Here is a 19,233-nt window from a genome sequence, read left to right on the forward strand (position 1 = left end):
AAAAGAGCGAACACTAAATTCGAATTATGAATTTAGTGTTCGCTCTTTTTGATTTAGCCCTAGACATCTGGCCGCACGAGCACGTTTCAACTATTAATACCAAAAAAGAGCCCAAAGAAAATCATTTTCCTTCAAGCTCTCACTTAGCACGAAACTGTTACTTAGTTGTCACTCTAACAACCTGCTCATCTACTACAACAGCATGTTCTTCTTGACTAAACTTCATGTAAGCTACATTTTGCATATTAGTAACAATCACTATCATAGTAGTTTTCTTACCCGCTGTTTTAATAGCAGCTAAATCAGCGTTAGCAAGCATGTCTCCATGATTAATCTTTTGGCCCTCAGTCACTTTGACATCGAATGGTGCTCCGTTCAATTCAACTGTATCAATTCCCATATGAACTAGAACTTCCAATCCATTGTTCGTCTTAATACCAATGGCATGTTTAGTTGGAAATACTGTTAAAACTTCACCAGCCACCGGAGAAACGATAACACCGTTTTCTGGTTCCACAGCATAACCATCACCTAACATCTTTTGTGCAAAAGTTGGATCAGCAACGTGTTCAATATCTACCAGCTGCCCCGCAGCAACACTGTAAAAATTATCAACTTCGCCAGCATTAACTTTGCTGGTAGGAGCTGCCGGTGCAGCTACATTATCTACAGTTGCTGTATTAATTGGTGTGTTTTTTTGGAATAACTTGGTCAATGCATCTGCAACGAATTGCACTTCGGTTCCGATGACAATGTGAATGTTGCTGGCATCCAATACGTTAACACCCGGTGCACCAGCAGCCTTCACCGCTGGAACATTAACCTTATTGGTATCTTGCAACTGCAGGCGCAATCGTGTCGTACAATTATCAATTACCTTAATGTTATCTTTGCCACCAATAGCTGCATATATTCTTTTAGCCGCAATTGTGTACTTATCATCTGTCTCGTCGGTAGTCACGGCTGTGGCAACCACCTCAGGTTCCAATTGTGGTTCGCGTCCTGGTGTCAGTAAATTGAATTTTTTAATAGCAAAATCAAAACCAAAGTAGTAAATCAATGCCATAACGACGCCTTGAATTAACAGCATTAGCGGATGATTAGCTAATGGCATATGCCAGCTAAGTATGTAATCAACTAACCCAGCACTAAATGTAAATCCAGCTGTCCAGTGCATCAGTGCTGCAAAAGCTAATGATAAACCGGTAAATATGGCATGAATTACATATAATGGCCATGCAACAAACATAAACGAAAATTCAAGTGGTTCAGTGACACCGGTAAAAAATGACGCAAACGCACCGGCCATCATTAAACTGGCCACTTCTTTTTTCCGTTCTGGTCGAGCATTGCGATAAATGGCAAACGCACCAGCTGGTAAGCCAAACATCATTGCCGGGAAGAATCCGGCCTGATACATTCCCGTGACTCCCTTAATTCCTTTACTAGCCCAGAAGTTCCCAATATCATTAATCCCGGCTGTGTTGAACCAAAACACCTGATTAAGAGCTTGATGCAATCCAGTGGGAATTAAAAGGCGATTAAAGAATCCATATAGTCCTGCTCCCGCGGCGCCCATCCCAACAAAAAGCTTACCAAACGAAACCAACGCTTCGTAAACAGGTGGCCAGACAAACAGCAAAATGAGCGTTACCCCAAGCATCACTAGCGAAGCCATAATTGGGACTAACCGTTTACCACTAAAAAATGACAATGCCATTGGCAACTTAGTTTCGTGAAAACGATTATAGAGTGCGGCAGCAATTAAACCTGAAATAATACCAATAAACACATTACCACTAATCGCCGAAAAAGCTGGGTCAACTTGGGTCTCTTTAATGCCCAACAACAATGCAACTGATGATGGTGCCAACACCGAAACGGGCACAAAATATGCTACGACCCCTGCCAATGCAGCAGCACCGTCCTTGTTCTCGGACATGCCAATTGCCAGTCCAACAGCAAACAGTAATGCTAGTTGCGTTAAGATGGCATTGCCACCAGCTTGTAAAAATTGAGCGAATGCCCAACTTGCCGGCATATAGTGACCAATTCCGACTAATAATGCAGCTGCTGGCAACACTGCGACTGGGAGTTGCAAGGAACGTCCCATCCGTTGCAGATATGTCTTCATGTTTTTTCCTCCTAAATGATGGTGCATGAATGATTATGAATAATATAGTAACGTTAAAATGCCAGTGTGACAAGCAAAAATCGTCAATTTTTAATTGGTCTATATCACTGTAAAACCGCTATATTAAGCGTTTTCAAGACCCATATTTTTATTGGACTATGCCAATTGCTAGCGCTTACAACTATTGTCATAAACACTTTTTATTATAAAGTAGACCAATTGCTAATGGCTTTGGCATTTGCTTATAATAACTTAGATTTTTAGCGTATTTAATGGTATGTTGGAGGTATTAATTATTGGGAGCGATTCAGATGAGCAGTTATATTGAAGTAAATAAAGAATCGAAACATTACCAAATGGGCGAAACCACCATCATTGCCAATGATGAAGTCTCTTTCACGATTGAATTGGGTCAATTGGTTGTTATTTTAGGGCCCAGTGGTGCAGGAAAATCTACTATTTTAAATATTATTGGTGGAATGGACACACCAACCAGCGGCCAAGTAATCATCGACAATGCCGATATTGCTGAATTTTCAGATAAACAACTAACCGCTTACCGGCGCACTGATGTCGGTTTTGTTTTTCAGTTTTACAATTTGATTCCAAACTTAACCACTAAAGAAAACGTAGAATTAGCGAGTGCAGTCGCACCAAATGCGTTTGATCCCACTGATATTTTGCATGACGTTGGATTGAGTAACCGGATGGATAATTTTCCAGCACAACTGTCCGGTGGTGAGCAGCAGCGAGTAGCGATCGCTAGAGCATTAGCCAAAAATCCCAAACTATTACTAGCTGATGAGCCGACCGGTGCACTGGACTATCAAACTGGTAAGCAAGTGCTCCAGTTGCTCCAGGATGTGAGCCGAAAACGACATAAAACAGTGATTATCATCACCCACAACGCTGCTATCGCTCCAATTGCCGATCGCGTCATTCATATTAACGATGCCAAAGTACGCGAAATCATTGATAATCCACACCCCCAGTCAATCGATCAAATTGAATGGTAGGCGACTGAATATGGTAGGCGACTGAATAATGAAAAGAAAATTATTATTAAAAGCGTTGTGGCGTAACATCTGGGCTACTAAGGGACGAATGATTGCAATTATTCTGATCATCATGCTAGGAACATTAATGTTTGTCGGCATAAAATCAGTTGGTCCTGATATGCACCAAAGTGCCAACCAACTGTACAAACAGCAAAAAAGTGCTGACTTGACGATCACCTTCACCACTGGTTTCACCAACCATGACCTAAAATTAGCACGGTCAATCAAGGGCGCCCATGTTCAAGCTAGTAAAACACTATTTAGTTTGGACGAACAAGATAGCAACGTTGTCCAAGCCCTCTCCTATTCAAGCACAAATAAACTTGATCGTCCTCAATTAAAAAGTGGTCATTTACCACGCCATAACAATGAGATTGTGTTAGATCAAGTTGCCGAGCAGCATGGCTTTAAAATTGGACAAACATACCGCTTAAAAACGGGACAATTAACCCGCAAGAGCTATCGGATTGTGGGTTTTGTTTCGTCGCCACAGTTTATTGATAACCAAACGCGTGGGAACGCTAATATTGGCAATGGCCAGGTTGACTATTTTGCTTACATTCCACAAAGCAACTTCAAACAAACGGTCTATTCAACAATTGGGATTAAATTTAACAATCTAACAAACTACTCAATTTTTTCTGCTAATTATAAACACACTTTGAAAAGAGACCACAAACTTCTTAAAAAAGCATTCAGTGGTCGGGCAACACAACGAACGCAACAATTAATTAATACTGCCAAACAAAAATATAGTGCCATGGGTGTGAGTTTATCTACCAGTCAGTTAACTAGCCTGACTGCCAAAAGTCATACCAGCTACAGTATTACCAATATTAAAGAACGTCCTGGTGTTAGCGGATATTTCGAGTTGACCGATCGGATTACTTCGATCGCCAATGTTTTTCCGCTCTTTTTCTTCCTGGTTGCCGCATTAATCACTTTTACAACGATGACCCGGATGGTTGAAGAAGACCGGCTTCAAATTGGTACACTAAAAGCACTGGGCTATCATAGAAATGAAATTGCCACAAACTATTTACTATATGCACTGATTGCAGCAATTTTAGGTAGTCTGCTGGGTGTCGTTATTGGGACAAAGACACTGCCACAAGTTGTTTATAATGCAATGCATCAATATATTTTCACCGCACGGCCGTTGTTGTATAGTCAGTCAGCAATTACACTAGCAACGATCTTTTCGTTTTTGGCAACCTTTATAGCAGTTTTAATTGCACTCCTGGCAGAATTACGTGCTAAACCAGCCACGTTACTATTGCCCAAAACACCCAAAAATGGGCAACGAATTTTGCTGGAACGATTTACATTACTATGGCGCCACCTTAGTTTTAATGCCAAAGTTTCTTACCGTAATTTATTTCGGTTCAAATCACGGATGTGGATGGTAATTATTGGTATTGCCGGTGGTACTGCACTGATTTTAACCGGTTTTGGTCTACGTGATTCAATCGGCGCAGCTAGCACCCAACAATTTGGCAATATTACAAACTACCAAGCAATCATGATGGCTAGTCATGCCAAACAAGACAAGATTGACGAAGTATTACAAGCCAACAAGTATTTTCATTCTGCCACGCCAGTTAACACTGAAACTGTTACTGTCAGCAAGGGCAGCACTCAAGTGGCACAAGTAACACAGCTGGCAACTAGCAAGTCGAGTTCCATCAAAAAATACATTAAATTAGAGTCCAGTCAGTCTAACCAAAAATTGACGTTATCTGACAATGGCATTATTTTAACCAAAAAAGCGGCCCAAAAATTGAACGTAACTGCCGGCGACCGAATTAAAATAAAAACCGCCACAAATCAAAGTTATTCGGTTAAAGTAAGTGCCATCGCGAATAATTATACTGGTAATTTTGTTTACATGAACGCAACTCAATTCAAGCAAGCCACCGGCGATCGTTATCAGGCAAACGCTCAGTTACTCAAATTAAGCAGCCACCTATCAAGTACCCAAGAACATAAATTAGCCAAACAATTAATTGCTCATGGTGCTGAAAATGTAACCTATATTTCCGCACAAAAGAAAATTATTGATCGCGAGGCGAGCACCCTAGATCCGATTGTCTTTATTTTCATCATTTTATCCGCTTTGTTGTCGTTTGTGGTCTTATATAATTTGACCAACATTAATATCTCTGAACGCATTCGTGAACTATCGACCATCAAAGTTCTCGGGTTCTTCAATAGAGAAGTAACCCTCTACGTGGCACGTGAAAACATCGTTTTGACAATCGTTGGTATTTTATTAGGATATGGACTAGGCAATCTATTAACTGAATTTATCCTGCAAAAAGCAGCTTCCGATGCTGTTATTTTTCCACTGGTAATTCATTGGGGCGGATATGCAATCGCCGCCATTCTCACCATCATATTCACAATTATCGTCACTATTTTTACCCATTTTAAATTGACAAAAATTGATATGGTCGATGCGTTAAAATCAAACGAATAATGTTATTTAAGGAGCTTTCATGTATAAATTATTAATTAGCGATCTGGATGAGTCGTTACTAAACGACTCTGGCAATATTTCCACCAATGATTTGGCAACGATTAAATTAATGCAACAGCAAGGAGTCAAATTCATCCCGAACACCGGACGCGGCTTTGCATCGGTTCAACCATTGCTAAAACAAATTGGCACCTTCAAACAAGCCGGCGAATATGTGATTTCATATAATGGCGGTGTGATTGTGGAAAACAGTGACAATCACGTCTTGACCAGTCACTACCTGCCACATCAAATTGTGGCCCAAATTTATCAACTAGCACGATCACAATCTGATTTGGGCGTCCATATTTATACACTTAACGATGTCTATGTTTATAATATTGATAATTACGAACAAGCCTATATCGATTCGCGTAAAGTTCAAACAATCGAGTTTAATGAGCCTACCTTGGACAGCCTCACGACCAGCCCAATTGTCAAAATCCTCGTTGAAAATCTCGATCATGACCGTTTAGTTGAATTTCAAAAACTAATTCTTGCCAATATCGCCATCCCCTTATCACAGACCTTCTCATCTAACCGCTACTTGGAGTTTAATCCGACTGGAGTAGACAAAGGGAATGCTGTGCTGGAGCTGTGCCAAAAACTTGCCATTGAGCCGGCCGATGTCATCACATTAGGCGACAATGATAACGATCTACCAATGATCAAGACTGCAGGAATGGGCGTCGCCGTTAGTAACAGTATTAATTCGATCAAAAAAGCCGCCCAGCTAACACTGAAGGCGACTAATAACGATAATCCAATTACTGAAATCTACCAGACCCTGTTCAATTAATTTGCAGAGGGATGATATGCAATGTAACGGTTAATAAAATCAGCCACATGTTCCTTATAAGCAGCTGGATCAATCCAAAAGCTTTCAGCGTGTGTAGCATTTTCAACCATCCATTTTTCTTTAGGGCCCTTAGTAGCAGCATAATTATCTATTAACATTTCTACCGGCACATAAGCATCCTTTTGTCCGTGAATAAATAAAATGGGTAAACGATTATGTTTTAATTGTTCAACCGACGAAACCTGTTTTAAATCAAACCCCTGGCGCTGGCGATTCAAAAAATCAACCGCCGGTACAAATGGATATTTTGGCAGGTGAAATGTCTTTTTAAGCAGGTAGCTCATTTCATCATTAATATTCGAATAACCGCAATCAGCGATGATGCAGCGAACCTGCTCGGGTAATTTTTCACCACTGAGCATTTCAACTGTCGCGCCACCCATTGATACACCAAATAAGGTGATCCGGGAATCTGTTCCAACTGTGTTGATAATTTTTTGAATCCATTCTAGATAATCTAACCGGTCCAACCAGCCAAATGTAATATACTTACCGGCTGATTTACCGTGCGCCCGATCATCTGGTAATAACACGTTATAACCCAGTTCATGGAACATTTTGGCATAGTTAGCCATTGTTTCACCATTACCCTTGTAACCGTGAGCAATAATCACTGTGTCGGTGGTGGGTTCTTCTGCCGCCAAATAAGTCGCAATTAAACGATGTTTCGGTTCCATTTGGTGTAGCTGCCACATTTCCGTCGGCTGGTCGTGAAGCCAATTCACGTAAGAATAATAATCATCGGCGTATTTTTGCTTTTCAGCTGAGGTTTCAGGAACTTCATCAACTCGGTTAAAGGCAAACTTATACAGATGACGTACCATTTCGTCCGTTCCAGCGGCCACTACTGCTGGCATTGTCAGACTCATTGCTGTTAATTTTTTCATTTAATCGCTTCCCATCGTTCTTATGCTTGCGATCTAGTTTAACGCTTTTATTGTTAAAATGTTAAGCGAAAGGTTTTGATTAGATCTTTTTTTACTACCATTCCTTTTATTTCAATTGGTTAAACGTGTAAATCAGGCCAGATATCTAGGGCTAAGCTAAAAATTGGGCATACTAAATTCAAAATACGAATTTAGTATGCCCAATTTTTAACTTAGCCTACGATATCTTAACGGCCTGGTTTACACTCTACATTAGTCCCAATAAATGGAACCACAATGTCATTACGATTGCTACAATGAACATTACTCCAGTTAGTGGGATTCCTAACTTCATTACTTCTTTTTGAGTATAACCACCAGTTTCTGGCTCGTTACCAACTAAAATTGCCAAGTTATGGAATGGCAAAATATAGTGGAGGTTAACTACTGAGAAGATCAATAATGAAATTGCCAATGGACTAACACCTAGGTGTGAAGTAGCAGCCAAGATGGCTGGAATTGTTACACCCATTACGGCAATAACTGAACCCATAAACATATGGATAAAGATTGCAAAGACCGTAATTAGGAGTGCCAACAAGAAGATGTTGTGTGGCATTGACGATGGCAACAGTGTATTGGCAATCCACTTATTCATTCCGGTGTCACCACCAACATCACCAAGTGCCATGGCAGATGTCAAGAACACCAACACGTTAACGGGTACGCCGCCCCATGATTTAGCAGTTAAAACTTCACCAATCACTGGCATACTCATCAGCAATGCAACGATAAACGTAATCCAACCAACATCGATACCAGTAACACCACTTGTCAACCACAAAATGATGGCAATCGCTAACCAAATAACTGTTCGTTTCTCAGTCACCGACATCTTGCCAAGTGCTTGTTGCTTTTCACGCAGCACGTCAAAGTTAATTTCAACGGGCTTTGTTGGCTTGAAGATGGCCATGAATAACAGCATTGTTAAGATTGCTGCAATAATCATTGGCACACCCATGTAGATAAAGTACTTAACGAAAGTAGTTTTAACACCAGAATCTGCCACAGCTAGTGGGTTCAACGTTGAATCACCAGTTAGAAACATTCCTGATAATGGACATGCAGCTGCAAAGACAGCCAGTCCAATTTTACGCCGATCTTCCGCCGGCATATTCGCACTTTCGGCCACCACGCCCATCACGGACATGATCAAAAATGCACGTGGCCATGGATGTGGAATTAAGAGCGCTAAAATACCGGTCAAAACGAAAATAGAAACAATGATTCCATTCCACGAGCGCACGAATCTGATAATGAATGAATAAGCAATTCGTTCACCAAAACCAGAATCTCGCACAGCACCAGCAATTAAATAGGCACCCATTACCAACCACATGGTCGAACCAGTCCAAGATGTTGAAAATACCTGAACGGGAGTTGCAACATTTAAGATAATCAATAGCATCATGTAAATACCACCGACAAAGGCTGGTTGAGCAACTTGCATTGCCCACCAAACAACCGTCATCAATGTTAATGCCAGGTCTAATTGTCCTTTAGCCGAAATACTGCTCAGTGGTAATAAATATATCACTGCAAATACAACTATTCCCGAAATAAAGCCAATTGTCCTTTTTTTCACGATCAGTTCCTCCGAATATCATTTAAACTTAAAAATGGCAATAAAAAAAGAACGCGGGAACGAGCAATCGTTGCTCGCGCTCTTCAATTCATAATCAAATGTTATTTAAGATACTTTTCCCAGTCGTCAACTTTCTTAAATTGAGCTCGTTCAAACTGGTCTTTCATATCAAATGGAACCGTTCCATCAATTACTAGCTTCGATGACATTCCACGGAAGCGAATTGATTTAGGATCGTATTCTGGTCGTTCGGATGGGTCAAGTGGATGATTACGCATTCCCGGTAAGACCATAATATCTTGGTCAGCTTGGAAACGTGTGTTAATCGTCCAGATCACATCATTCATATCCGAAATATCCACATCTTCGTCAACTAGAATAACAGTCTTCAATTCCTTGAACGCTGAAAATGCCAATAATGCAGCTTGACGTTGAATTCCTTCATCGGCTTCATTTTCCTTATGAATTTGCATGATCGTCATTAGCTTACCGCCACCTGCTGGTGGATTATAAACGTTAACAACCTTGCCTGGAATGGCCCGGTCAACTAATTGCATGATACTTGCTTCAGTTGGAATACCGGCCATGCTGACATGTTCTTCACTAGGTCCGATAACAGATTGCATGATTGGGTGATCCTTACGATGCGTAACGGCAGTAACCTTGATTACTTGCAAAGCTGGATTAGCATCCCCATCATAACCAGGGAATTCAGGCATTGCCTTCCCAGTATGAGTATTGATATCTTCTTGAATTCGCTCGTTTGGCATAATATATCCTTCAAGCGTATATTCTGAACGGGCAATTGCCTTTTCATCAACCGTTAAACCAGCAACTAAATCAACTGCTTGCTGACGGATAGCACCGGCAACACCTAATTCGTTATAACCAAATGGCGTTGTAGGTGGCTCAAAAGTAGCCCCAATGGTGATGGCTGGATCCAAACCAATGTTAATTGTGATTGGCATTGGCTTGTTAGCTTTCTCGTATTCTTGTGCAAAAGCACCAATATGACGGCCACCAGGCATAATATAAATACCAATCTTATCTTTACCTTCTAAGACCATCCGGTGAATGGTAACATCACTCTTAGATTTGTCCATGTTAGAACCTAGCACAACACCAACCGTGATGTATGGGCCAGCATCTTGAGGTGTGTTGGTAGGTGCGGCAACTAATTTACGAATGTCAAAATCAGCGTCAGTCGCACGATGAACAACTTCATGTGCGGGGGCTTCATCTTCAGCAACATCCTGGGGCCAGACTGGATTTGACACCGCCTGATTTAGATACTTGCCTAATGTTCTGTATTCTTGGTGGAACATTTTGCCCACTCGTTTACGACTGGCCATTAAACCAATCAAAACACGAACATCGGGGAAACCTTTAACATTGTTGAACATCATTGCAGGTCCTTCTTGCGTTGGACGTTCAACTGTACCACCGGCACCAATGTAACGGTACACGCCGGCTAATTCTGATTCAGGATCAACTTCAACATCAGTTTCATGATATTGAGCTGGATCATCTTTAAGTTCAGCTAATACACTTCTCAAATCATACTTCTCAGCACTCATTAATTTCATTTCCTTTCTTATCGACTAATTTCATTGTAACTGCTTTCACAAATGGTTCAATTCAAGTTTCGCATCGTCTTATTCCAAAAGAGAATAAAAAAGAGCCCGCTAAGGCTCAAAATTAAAATTATTAAAATATTTTACAAATAATTGGCTCACAGCTGCATTCTTGCTGGGTGATACAACTATTTGTAGCTTGCTGAATATCCGTGGTGCAATCGGGCGCATTACTAGGTGATCAGTCATAAATGGTTGGGCTGATTTTTTAAACAAAAATGTCACGTGTTGTTCGCTATTCACGATCCCCATGATTGTGTTAATGTGCGTACTGTAAAACGATATTCGTGGAGTAAAACCAGCCTGTTCAAACAACTCACTAATTTTTTCAAAAATGCCCGAACCCCGATTCAATGAAATCAAATTTTGATTAAGAAGGTCAGTAACACTAATTTCTGACTTTAACGCCAAGTCAGAATGTGCCGGAACAATTGCCATTAACTCGTCTTCATCCGCGGTCACCACTTGATAATCAGTGAATTTCATCTGATTAAGCTGTAAATCACGAATAATTCCGATATCAATGGACCGATTTTCCAGCTTCGACAGTAATTCTCTCCCCTCAACTTCTTACAGCCGAATATTAATTTGGGGATAATCCGCCATGAAATGGGTAAACAAGTCCAGGAACGCTTGATTGGCAATTACAGGAATACTAGCAATCCAAAGACTACCACGTTTTAAATCTTGATAATCCTGAATTTCATTTTGCATCAAATGATATTGTGTCACCATCGTTTGCGCATAACGAAAAAAAACTTCGCCTGCGGCCGTAATTTGAATTTTGCGCTTATTTTGTGTATCAATTAACGGCGTGGCTACTTCTTGCTGCAGCAGTTGTAGGTGTTTCGAAAACGCCGATTGCGTTAAATGATTGAACGCCGCCGCATCAGAAAAATTTTTAAACTGATAAACCGCCAAAAAGTCCTCGAGATATTCGATTTTAATGATGTTCACCTCATTGCATGATGTTTATGCACGTCAAATAACCGTATACCACATTAATAAGGATGCCTTCACCATTTTAAGGGAAAGCATCCTTATTTTGACGTACTACTACCCAATATATTTGCCAACAGCATTTAATTTACCTAGGACACTGCGCTTGTGCGGGGATTGATTGTCAATCACCTCAGTTAAATCACTCCCTGCTGTATTGCCATGGTGTTTGCCACCTTGCCAAGCTTCAACATCACTAACATCGTAAACAACCCCATCAATCGCAACGTATGCTTTAGCACCGTTTTGACCATCAAATTGGGCTAATTGTTCTTTTGTAAAAGTCTTATCCATTGTAAAAAATCCTCTCGGTTAACTGGCATTATATGATTTTATTTCCAAGATTACTGAATCATAACTTCATTATGCCACAAGCAAAAGGCTCTGGACGAAAACTTTTCGTTATCAAAGCCTTTTTAAGTAATTCTTAGTAACACAACGGTTAATCTATGTCACTCTTATTGAGCGATAAAACCACCATCAATCACAAATTCAGCTCCTGTAGCAAATGAAGAGCCATCGCCGCCCAGATAAACACAGATATTACCGATATCTTCTGGTTGACCAATGTGACCAACAGGTGTGGCTTCACCGAGTGCAGGTTTCATTTCATCAGGAACAATCTTGGTGTCAATGAAACCGGGATGAACCGAATTAACCCGGACATTATATTTATTTTTACCCGCGTCCAGGGCGGCTGCTTTGGTTAGCAGTCTCGTGCCACCCTTGCTTGCATTATAAGCAGCATTATCAGTCACGCCAACAAAACCTTCGATTGACGAAATATTAATAATCGAGCCACCGCGACCCTTCATGGCTAACATACCATGCTTAACACCCAAAAACGTCCCAGTTAAATTAATGTCGATTACCCGATTCCAATCTTCCAGCGTTTCTTGGTCAACAGGACCTGGGGTGGGAGCGACACCAGCATTATTGACGACAATATCAAGATGGCCGTACTTGTCGACCGTTTCTTTAACTACTCGTCTCCAATCATCTTCGTCTGTAACTTCAAGTGTTTGAAATTCTGCGTCATTTTTGTACTGAGCCAGTAATTCATTGGTCTCATCATATGGACGATGACCAGTCAATACGACCTTGGCGCCTTCTTCTAAGTAACATTTAGCAATGCCTAACCCAATGCCAGTTGCTGCACCAGTGATAATTGCCACTTTATCAGTTAATTGTTCTGCCATTTTATCAGCCTCCAGTTAAAATATAATACAAGTTCATACTATCACAAACCTTCTTCAATCGTAATCAAATTTGCATAAATTTTTGGTGTAATTATGAGTTTTAACCCGCACTGTCTGCTACAATTGTAGCGGGAACTAAATTGGAGGAGTAATCAATGTTATATATCACACTAACAAGTTTAATTGCACCATTATTAATTTGGCTAACCTTCTTAATTAACTGGCCAACTAAGAACAAAGTTTTTCCACGAACTGCCAAAACAACACAGGAAAAAAAGAGTGCTAACCAACCGATTGGCGAGAAATTTACATTCCAATTAGGATTAGCAGTCATGATCTTGTTTATCATTATTAAATCACTAATTACCTATTTTTACCTCTCATCACGAAACACCCTTTCGATTTTGGGAGCAAACTTAATTTGGGGAGCAATCATGCTCGCCATCATGATTTTTTTCAACTTGAATTCATCTAATCGAATCTCAAGTAAAAAGAATCAAATTAAAATTGGTGGTGCCATTCTAGTAGTGTTATTGGCACTCGTCGGTTTCGGGGAGGCTCACTCGTACCTTTCTGTTAAACCAGTTGCAAATAGTATTAAATCTACCAAAATTGCGAGTGAATCAGCACCAACCTTTAAAAAGGGGGTCACACCCGTGGCATTATCGCCTAAAACAGTTAAAAATCGGATGAATAAAAATATGAGTGATGTTCCTAATTCACAATACTTTCAACTTGGCGATATTCAAGCTCAGTATTATAAAGGGAAACCAGTTTATATTGCCCCTGTTGAATTTGACGGCCTGTTTAAATATTATTCAGCACATCAAACAGTCCCCGGCTATTTTATTATTGATGCCACTTCGGTAAACGCCGAACCACACTTTGTCAAAAAGGACATTAAATACACCAACACCAGCTACTTCAATCGCAATGCCTGGCGCAGAATTTATTCACAACACCCAACTTGGTTAGCCGCTAATGGTAGCCAACCGCAGCTTGAAGTGGATGATAATGGCACTCCTTATTATGTCCAAACTACCTATAAATCGATGGCGCTCAGTCACCGAATTAACTATTCTAAATTACACGTCGTTGCACTGAATGCTGAAACTGGCACGACTAAACTTTACACGTTAAAGCACCTGCCAAAGTGGATCGATGAAGGTATTACTACTGAAGTGGCTGATTCCATGAACGAGGCCTACGGTAAATATCAACGCGGCTTTTTAAATATGTATTTAAGTAAAACTGGAATTCAATTGCCTACTAGTGACAGTGTGATTTCAACATTTGACAAACAAGGCAACGTACAGTACTTTACTGATTTCACCAACCCGCGTTCAGATGCCGATAGTGCGCTTGGCTATTCAATGATTAATGCCCGCACGGGAAAACTGGTCTACTATAAGACACACGGAATTATGGATTCAGATGGTTCCAAGGCAAACGCCAATAACAACTACAAGGCACAACAGTGGAAGTCATCGATGCCGGTTATTTACAACATTAATGGTAAGCCAACTTGGGTTCTTTCCATTTTGGATGATACAAATGCTTTTCGCGGGTACTACTACATTGACGCAGCTGATCAGTCAGTGCACGCCACTGGTGACAATGCCAATGAAGCGGTCGAAAACTTTAGGCAAGCTTTGATTGATAACGGCAGTAATGCTGGCAATACTTCGCAGGGAACTAAGAAACAACTCTCTGGTAAAATTGATCGCGCAGTAATCACCACTAAGGGCAGTAGTCAAGTACTGCTGTTCACCTTACAGGGCAGCAGCACTGTGTACACAGTCGATGGTGAAGATTACCAAAAAGCACTGTTAACTCGGGCCGGCGATCAAATAAAAGGAACAGTACGCATGGCCAATGGCAAGGCTATCGGTAACGTGACCAAATTTGTGAACAATAACTTAAAATAAGTTACCAAAAGAAAAGTGCCATCTAACTAATAATTTCGGCTTAACCGCAATTGTCAGTTAGATGGCATTTTTAAATTGATGCATGTTAGGCTGTCATCTTTTCAATTTGTGAATAGGTTTTAACATCCAAATGAAGTCGGTGCTTTGGATTTAGTTGTTCTTCTTGTGCTTGTGCCTCAAGCGTGGCTAATCGTTCGTCACGTTCTGATTCGGAAGCAAACCATTCTTGTGTGTTCCAGTCAATGTAGCACACATCCATTTCATCACGATGATAAATATTAATTCCATATTCCATTATTAATACCCCCTATTAAGTTATGAACAAATCATAATGGTTATTAGAATAATAGGCAAGAAAGAAAACGCTTTCTTTAGACTTTCTTAATATATTGGTATAGTTTGGTTTAACGGTTTACTACTGACGTTTTAAACGTTTTTTTATAATTGGTATAGCCTATTTTTTTAATTCAATATATTGCGTGTCAGCAGCTAACACAAGTTTGCTAGAGCCACTTTATAACTAGTTGAATTCGTCATTTATCGAAAGCCTTCTCCTGTCATTTAATCTCGCAAATTGATCCAAGAAACAATGGTGTAAGCTATCCCAATAGCGTACAATTGTAGTTAAATTAATTCGAGAGGTTTACTAGTATGAGTTCATCTTCATTTACACAGGCCAACCTAAAACCAGTCATCAAATGGGTCGGCGGTAAGCGGCAACTACTTAAGCAGTTGTACGATTTGATGCCCGCTAACTACAATAATTATTTTGAACCATTTTTAGGCGGTGGCGCGCTATTCTTTTCGCTTGCACCCACCAATGCAGTGGTTAATGACGCTAACGCTGCTTTGATCGAGATGTATGAAGTTATTCGTGATCATCCAACTGAATTACTCAATTATTTAACTGTCCATGCCCAAAAAAATAGTAAAGAATACTATTATACAGTGCGCGAAATCGATCGCAATGGTCAACTTGGCGGTCTCAATAAAATTCAGCGAGTTGCACGTCTGATTTTCATGCTAAAAGTGGACTTCAATGGGTTATATCGTGTCAACAGCAAGGGCCAATTCAACGTTCCCTATGGCCGTTACAAAAATCCCAAAATTGCTAACGCCGAGAATATTATGACTGTCAGTGCTTATTTCAACTCGGCTAAGATCACATTCTTGAACGAAGATTTTGCCGATGCAGTTAACACTGCCGCTAAAAATGATTTCGTTTACTTTGACCCGCCCTACATTCCGGTGAGTGTTACTTCTTCGTTCACCTCATACACGGCAGACGGTTTTGGGATGAACGACCAAGAACGATTGCGAGATCTGTTCTTTGCACTGCAGCAAAAAGGTGTCAAAGTAATGTTGAGCAACTCAGATACAGAGCTAACACGAGATTTATATCAGGGCGCCAACTTTCATGAGGTTCAAGCAAGTCGCTCAGTTAATTCTGACAGCAGTAAACGCGGTAAAATTGGTGAATTAATAATCACTAGTTACTAATTGGAGGATGAATATTTTGATTAAAGGCGGAATTGGCGGTGCCAACACGAACCGTGGTGGACTTGAATTTGAAAATAGTACCGATTTGGTGGCCAGAATTAAACGGGATTTATCTGGTAAATATCAGTTGCAAGACCACCAATATGCCATCAAAAACATTGTCATTAACTCGTCCACCCCTTCGTATGATGTGGTGCGAATTGCTGATAATAAGTTAATTGGCATTATTACAAAACAAAACGCATTTTATAATGCATTGAAAGAAACCACTGGTCTATCAAATACGAATAATAAACGGTGGAAACCTGATGAGGCTTTTTTTAATTTTGAAACCAATACGATTTTTATTGTGGAAAAAAAGTGGCAACAAGCCAGTGGATCCGTCGATGAGAAAATGTTTGGCTTCGTCAACAAACGCCGCCTGTACCAACGCATTTTCAATCATTTGACGAGTGAACCAAAACCGACCGTCCAGTTTTCGGCCCTCTTCAATAGCAGCTGGTTCCTATACAACAACGGTGAAGTGCAAGTACCAGCGTATCAAGATTATTTCGACAATCTCCGCGAAGATGCGATTAAAATTTTCTTTGATAATTATGATTACTGGTGGTTTGGTTTATGACGGTAGACTATCGCGTCGTCAAAAAATATCCAGACGGATCTTTTTTTAGCTTTGCCAAAGGAGCTTTTGATAATTGGCAAGTCAGGTATACCAATTCAGAAGGCAAACAAAATTCACCCAAAGATATTGATTATCTGACAAAACTAAAACAATTAGTTTGTGCTTTATCATCTTCTACAAAAGTCGATTTACCGACAGCCATCACCATCGTCCGAAATGATTTTGTGACCATTTATCATCTCGTCTATCAAAATGCGATTAATCAAAGCGGAAATCCAATTAACCAAGAGTCAGATTTCAATAAGATTGCTAGCTTGTCGCAAAAATATTCGGAAGTATTGAAAACGGAAAAGTTATTTGGCGTTTTATATTTAGCAATGATTTCTGAATGGCATTATACCATTCCCAATTCTATACCTAAGACTCGCAGCTATTATAGACACACACTAAAAGCACTCGCGGTAATGCAAGTTTTACGTGGTGGCATGGATCCCAGTGAAGCGGCTGATTGGTCAAGAAATAAGCACAAATCTAAGACCCCACAAGAAAAAATGAGTGAAATGGGCAAATACAAAATTGACTACAAAAAAATAATGGATGTTAAAATTGATGACACTAAGGAACAATATCCACTGTCATAAAAAGTGCATGTATGCTAATTTAATCTAGCATGCATGCACTTATATTTTGTGGCTAAAAATACAAATTTATATTTTTATTCTAACTGATACAGCTTATCGATCCAATTCTTGCTTCAATGGTACCTCCGCCATTTTGGGTGTACGCGTCATCACTCGTTCATAAATCATATACAAGCTCAGACCGATTAATCCAAACAAGATTGGTCCGACAATTTCTAGGAACAAGTCCCAATAAGCTTTATCCGCAATACCATCGACAACGGTTGAAATGACTCCCGCTAGCAACAATGCATCTACGGCAATTGTCACGACCCAGTACGTGACCGGGCGCTTAAAGATAACGTATGGACGTTGCAAATTAGTCTTCATTTTAAAGAACGGGAATGCAGTGACTAAGAATAAGTATGGTACAGTAGAACTAATATTATCCATTAATGTCAGCACATTATAAAAGCCACCAGCACTACGACCACCAAATGATGTTAATGCAATCAAGACACAGATGACAACTGCTTGGAGCCACATTGCGTTTGCTGGCATGTCAAATTTGTTCAATTCTGGTAATTTACCTGGCCATAGTTGACGTGGCGTGCCTAAGATAAACGATTTGATCGGCATATACACAATGACGAAGAAAGACCCAAAATAACTCAGTAACATTGTAAATGCTGAAAAACGGGCAAACCAGAAACTAAGTGTTTGGCTGGCTGCTGCACTGAGGTTGAACGATTGCCCAACAACTAAGCCTAAATTACTCATCAATACATAAGTAGTGTTACCAAGATTGGCACTCGTTCCCTTAAACATCTGATTCCAGTTACTTGATGCGCCCCAGAGTAGAATCAAAATAGCATAAATCAATGTGATTGCAATGGCGCCCACCACCATTGCACGTGGAAAGTTTTTCTTGGCATTTTTCATCCGGTCTGAAACACTACCCAACGCTTCAATGCCGGCATAAGCGTACACGACAAAAATGATGAACGATAACATTTCTGCTGGCCCTTGATAACCAGTCCGCGGTGATTTAATAAAATTCTGCGCGGTGATCGGTTCTGCAAACTGAAAGTTGTTCTTGGCTAATAAAACGAGACTGACAATGGCAAAAACTGCTGTTAGTGCTAAGGCTGCAATACCACCAATCCCAGCTAATTTGGCCACTTTACCTAACCCACGCGTTGAAATGAACGTAACAACGATGAAGAACGCAATACTCAAAATACCTATCGTTGCAGTGGAATTAAGTCCAAATAATGACCAACTACCAGTTGTATCCTTGCCTGTCAGCGTCGTAGCCAGCATGATCCAAATTTTAGAAACGGTGGACACAATCAAAATCATCCATGAAGCTAACCAAACAAAACCACCAATAAAGGCCCATTTTGGTCCAATGCTATTTTTTAACCAGCTGTAAACGCCACCCTCATCGTTATGCAGCGTGGCCCCATACTCAGCGAACATTAATGATGATGGAACAAAGAATAGCATTGCTGCTAATACGTACCAAATAATGCCGGAAAATCCCATTGTATAATACGCAATTGATGTGTTGTCAAATGCAAATGCTGATGTAAATATCATGAGCATAACTGCAATAAATGATACTTTCTTAGTGTCTTTCATAGGCCTT

Annotated in this window: 17 protein-coding genes; 7 read left to right on the plus strand and 10 right to left on the minus strand. The window is 40.3% G+C overall.

What is annotated here, in order from left to right; translation table 11 throughout:
• Positions 1-157: 157 nt before the first annotated feature.
• Positions 158-2,134, minus strand: a complete 1,977-nt coding sequence (gene nagE, locus WDC_RS05325; protein ID WP_044010843.1) for an N-acetylglucosamine-specific PTS transporter subunit IIBC — start codon at positions 2,132-2,134, stop codon at positions 158-160.
• Between the two features lie 311 nt (positions 2,135-2,445).
• Between nagE and WDC_RS05330 the strand changes: the two genes are divergently transcribed.
• From WDC_RS05330 to WDC_RS05340, 3 genes are read left to right on the plus strand one after another with little or no spacing between them, the layout of a single operon-like run.
• The gene (locus WDC_RS05330; protein WP_044010870.1) at positions 2,446-3,150 is read left to right on the plus strand and encodes an ABC transporter ATP-binding protein; all 705 of its coding nucleotides are present in this window, start codon (positions 2,446-2,448) and stop codon (positions 3,148-3,150) included.
• Positions 3,151-3,178: 28 nt separating this feature from the next.
• The gene (locus tag WDC_RS05335) at positions 3,179-5,671 is read left to right on the plus strand and encodes an ABC transporter permease (RefSeq protein ID WP_044010844.1); all 2,493 of its coding nucleotides are present in this window, start codon (positions 3,179-3,181) and stop codon (positions 5,669-5,671) included.
• A 19-nt stretch (positions 5,672-5,690) separates the two neighbouring features.
• On the plus strand, positions 5,691-6,509 hold the full coding sequence (locus WDC_RS05340) for a Cof-type HAD-IIB family hydrolase (protein ID WP_044010845.1): 819 nt from the start codon (positions 5,691-5,693) through the stop codon (positions 6,507-6,509).
• Here the strand turns inward: WDC_RS05340 and WDC_RS05345 are convergent.
• The 7 genes from WDC_RS05345 to WDC_RS05370 form a co-directional block, all read right to left on the minus strand.
• A complete protein-coding gene (locus tag WDC_RS05345; RefSeq protein ID WP_044010846.1) occupies positions 6,506-7,456 on the minus strand; it encodes an alpha/beta hydrolase in 951 nt (316 codons plus the stop codon). The genes WDC_RS05340 and WDC_RS05345 overlap by 4 nt on opposite strands.
• A 247-nt stretch (positions 7,457-7,703) precedes the next feature.
• On the minus strand, positions 7,704-9,080 hold the full coding sequence (locus tag WDC_RS05350; protein ID WP_044010848.1) for an SLC13 family permease: 1,377 nt from the start codon (positions 9,078-9,080) through the stop codon (positions 7,704-7,706).
• A 101-nt stretch (positions 9,081-9,181) separates the two neighbouring features.
• Positions 9,182-10,657, minus strand: a complete 1,476-nt coding sequence (locus WDC_RS05355) for a UbiD family decarboxylase (RefSeq protein WP_044010849.1) — start codon at positions 10,655-10,657, stop codon at positions 9,182-9,184.
• 108 nt (positions 10,658-10,765) lie between these two features.
• On the minus strand, positions 10,766-11,263 hold the full coding sequence (locus tag WDC_RS09400) for a LysR family transcriptional regulator substrate-binding protein (RefSeq protein WP_082040928.1): 498 nt from the start codon (positions 11,261-11,263) through the stop codon (positions 10,766-10,768).
• A 21-nt stretch (positions 11,264-11,284) separates the two neighbouring features.
• Positions 11,285-11,671: a LysR family transcriptional regulator gene (locus tag WDC_RS09405; protein ID WP_082040929.1), complete on the minus strand. Its 387-nt coding sequence runs from the start codon at positions 11,669-11,671 to the stop codon at positions 11,285-11,287.
• A gap of 99 nt (positions 11,672-11,770) precedes the next feature.
• Positions 11,771-12,007: a cytochrome b5 domain-containing protein gene (locus WDC_RS05365; protein ID WP_044010851.1), complete on the minus strand. Its 237-nt coding sequence runs from the start codon at positions 12,005-12,007 to the stop codon at positions 11,771-11,773.
• A gap of 164 nt (positions 12,008-12,171) precedes the next feature.
• Positions 12,172-12,912, minus strand: coding sequence for a glucose 1-dehydrogenase (locus tag WDC_RS05370; protein WP_044010852.1), 741 nt, complete (start codon positions 12,910-12,912; stop codon positions 12,172-12,174).
• Between the two features lie 155 nt (positions 12,913-13,067).
• On the opposite strand from WDC_RS05370, the gene WDC_RS05375 reads away from it, so the two are divergent.
• On the plus strand, positions 13,068-14,840 hold the full coding sequence (locus tag WDC_RS05375; RefSeq protein ID WP_052497807.1) for a hypothetical protein: 1,773 nt from the start codon (positions 13,068-13,070) through the stop codon (positions 14,838-14,840).
• An 85-nt stretch (positions 14,841-14,925) separates the two neighbouring features.
• Here WDC_RS05375 and WDC_RS05380 read toward each other — a convergent pair whose 3' ends face one another.
• Positions 14,926-15,135 (minus strand): hypothetical protein, encoded by a 210-nt coding sequence (locus WDC_RS05380; RefSeq protein WP_044010853.1) that lies wholly within the window; start codon positions 15,133-15,135, stop codon positions 14,926-14,928.
• Positions 15,136-15,491: 356 nt separating this feature from the next.
• Between WDC_RS05380 and WDC_RS05385 the strand changes: the two genes are divergently transcribed.
• The 3 genes from WDC_RS05385 to WDC_RS05395 are packed head-to-tail and all read left to right on the plus strand — an operon-like array spanning position 15,492 to position 17,603.
• A complete protein-coding gene (locus WDC_RS05385) occupies positions 15,492-16,340 on the plus strand; it encodes a DNA adenine methylase (protein ID WP_044010854.1) in 849 nt (282 codons plus the stop codon).
• 16 nt (positions 16,341-16,356) lie between these two features.
• Positions 16,357-16,962 (plus strand): hypothetical protein, encoded by a 606-nt coding sequence (locus WDC_RS05390; RefSeq protein WP_052497808.1) that lies wholly within the window; start codon positions 16,357-16,359, stop codon positions 16,960-16,962.
• Positions 16,959-17,603: a DUF7004 family protein gene (locus tag WDC_RS05395; RefSeq protein WP_044010856.1), complete on the plus strand. Its 645-nt coding sequence runs from the start codon at positions 16,959-16,961 to the stop codon at positions 17,601-17,603. Before WDC_RS05390 ends, WDC_RS05395 begins: the two co-directional genes overlap by 4 nt.
• Before the next feature lie 93 nt (positions 17,604-17,696).
• On the opposite strand, the gene yjeM is transcribed toward WDC_RS05395, so the two are convergent.
• Complete coding sequence (gene yjeM, locus WDC_RS05400) at positions 17,697-19,226, minus strand: glutamate/gamma-aminobutyrate family transporter YjeM (protein ID WP_044010857.1); 1,530 nt, start codon at positions 19,224-19,226, stop codon at positions 17,697-17,699.
• Positions 19,227-19,233: the final 7 nt, after the last annotated feature.

Source organism: Paucilactobacillus wasatchensis (assembly GCF_000876205.1).
GTDB classification, from domain to species: Bacteria; Bacillota; Bacilli; order Lactobacillales; family Lactobacillaceae; genus Paucilactobacillus; species Paucilactobacillus wasatchensis.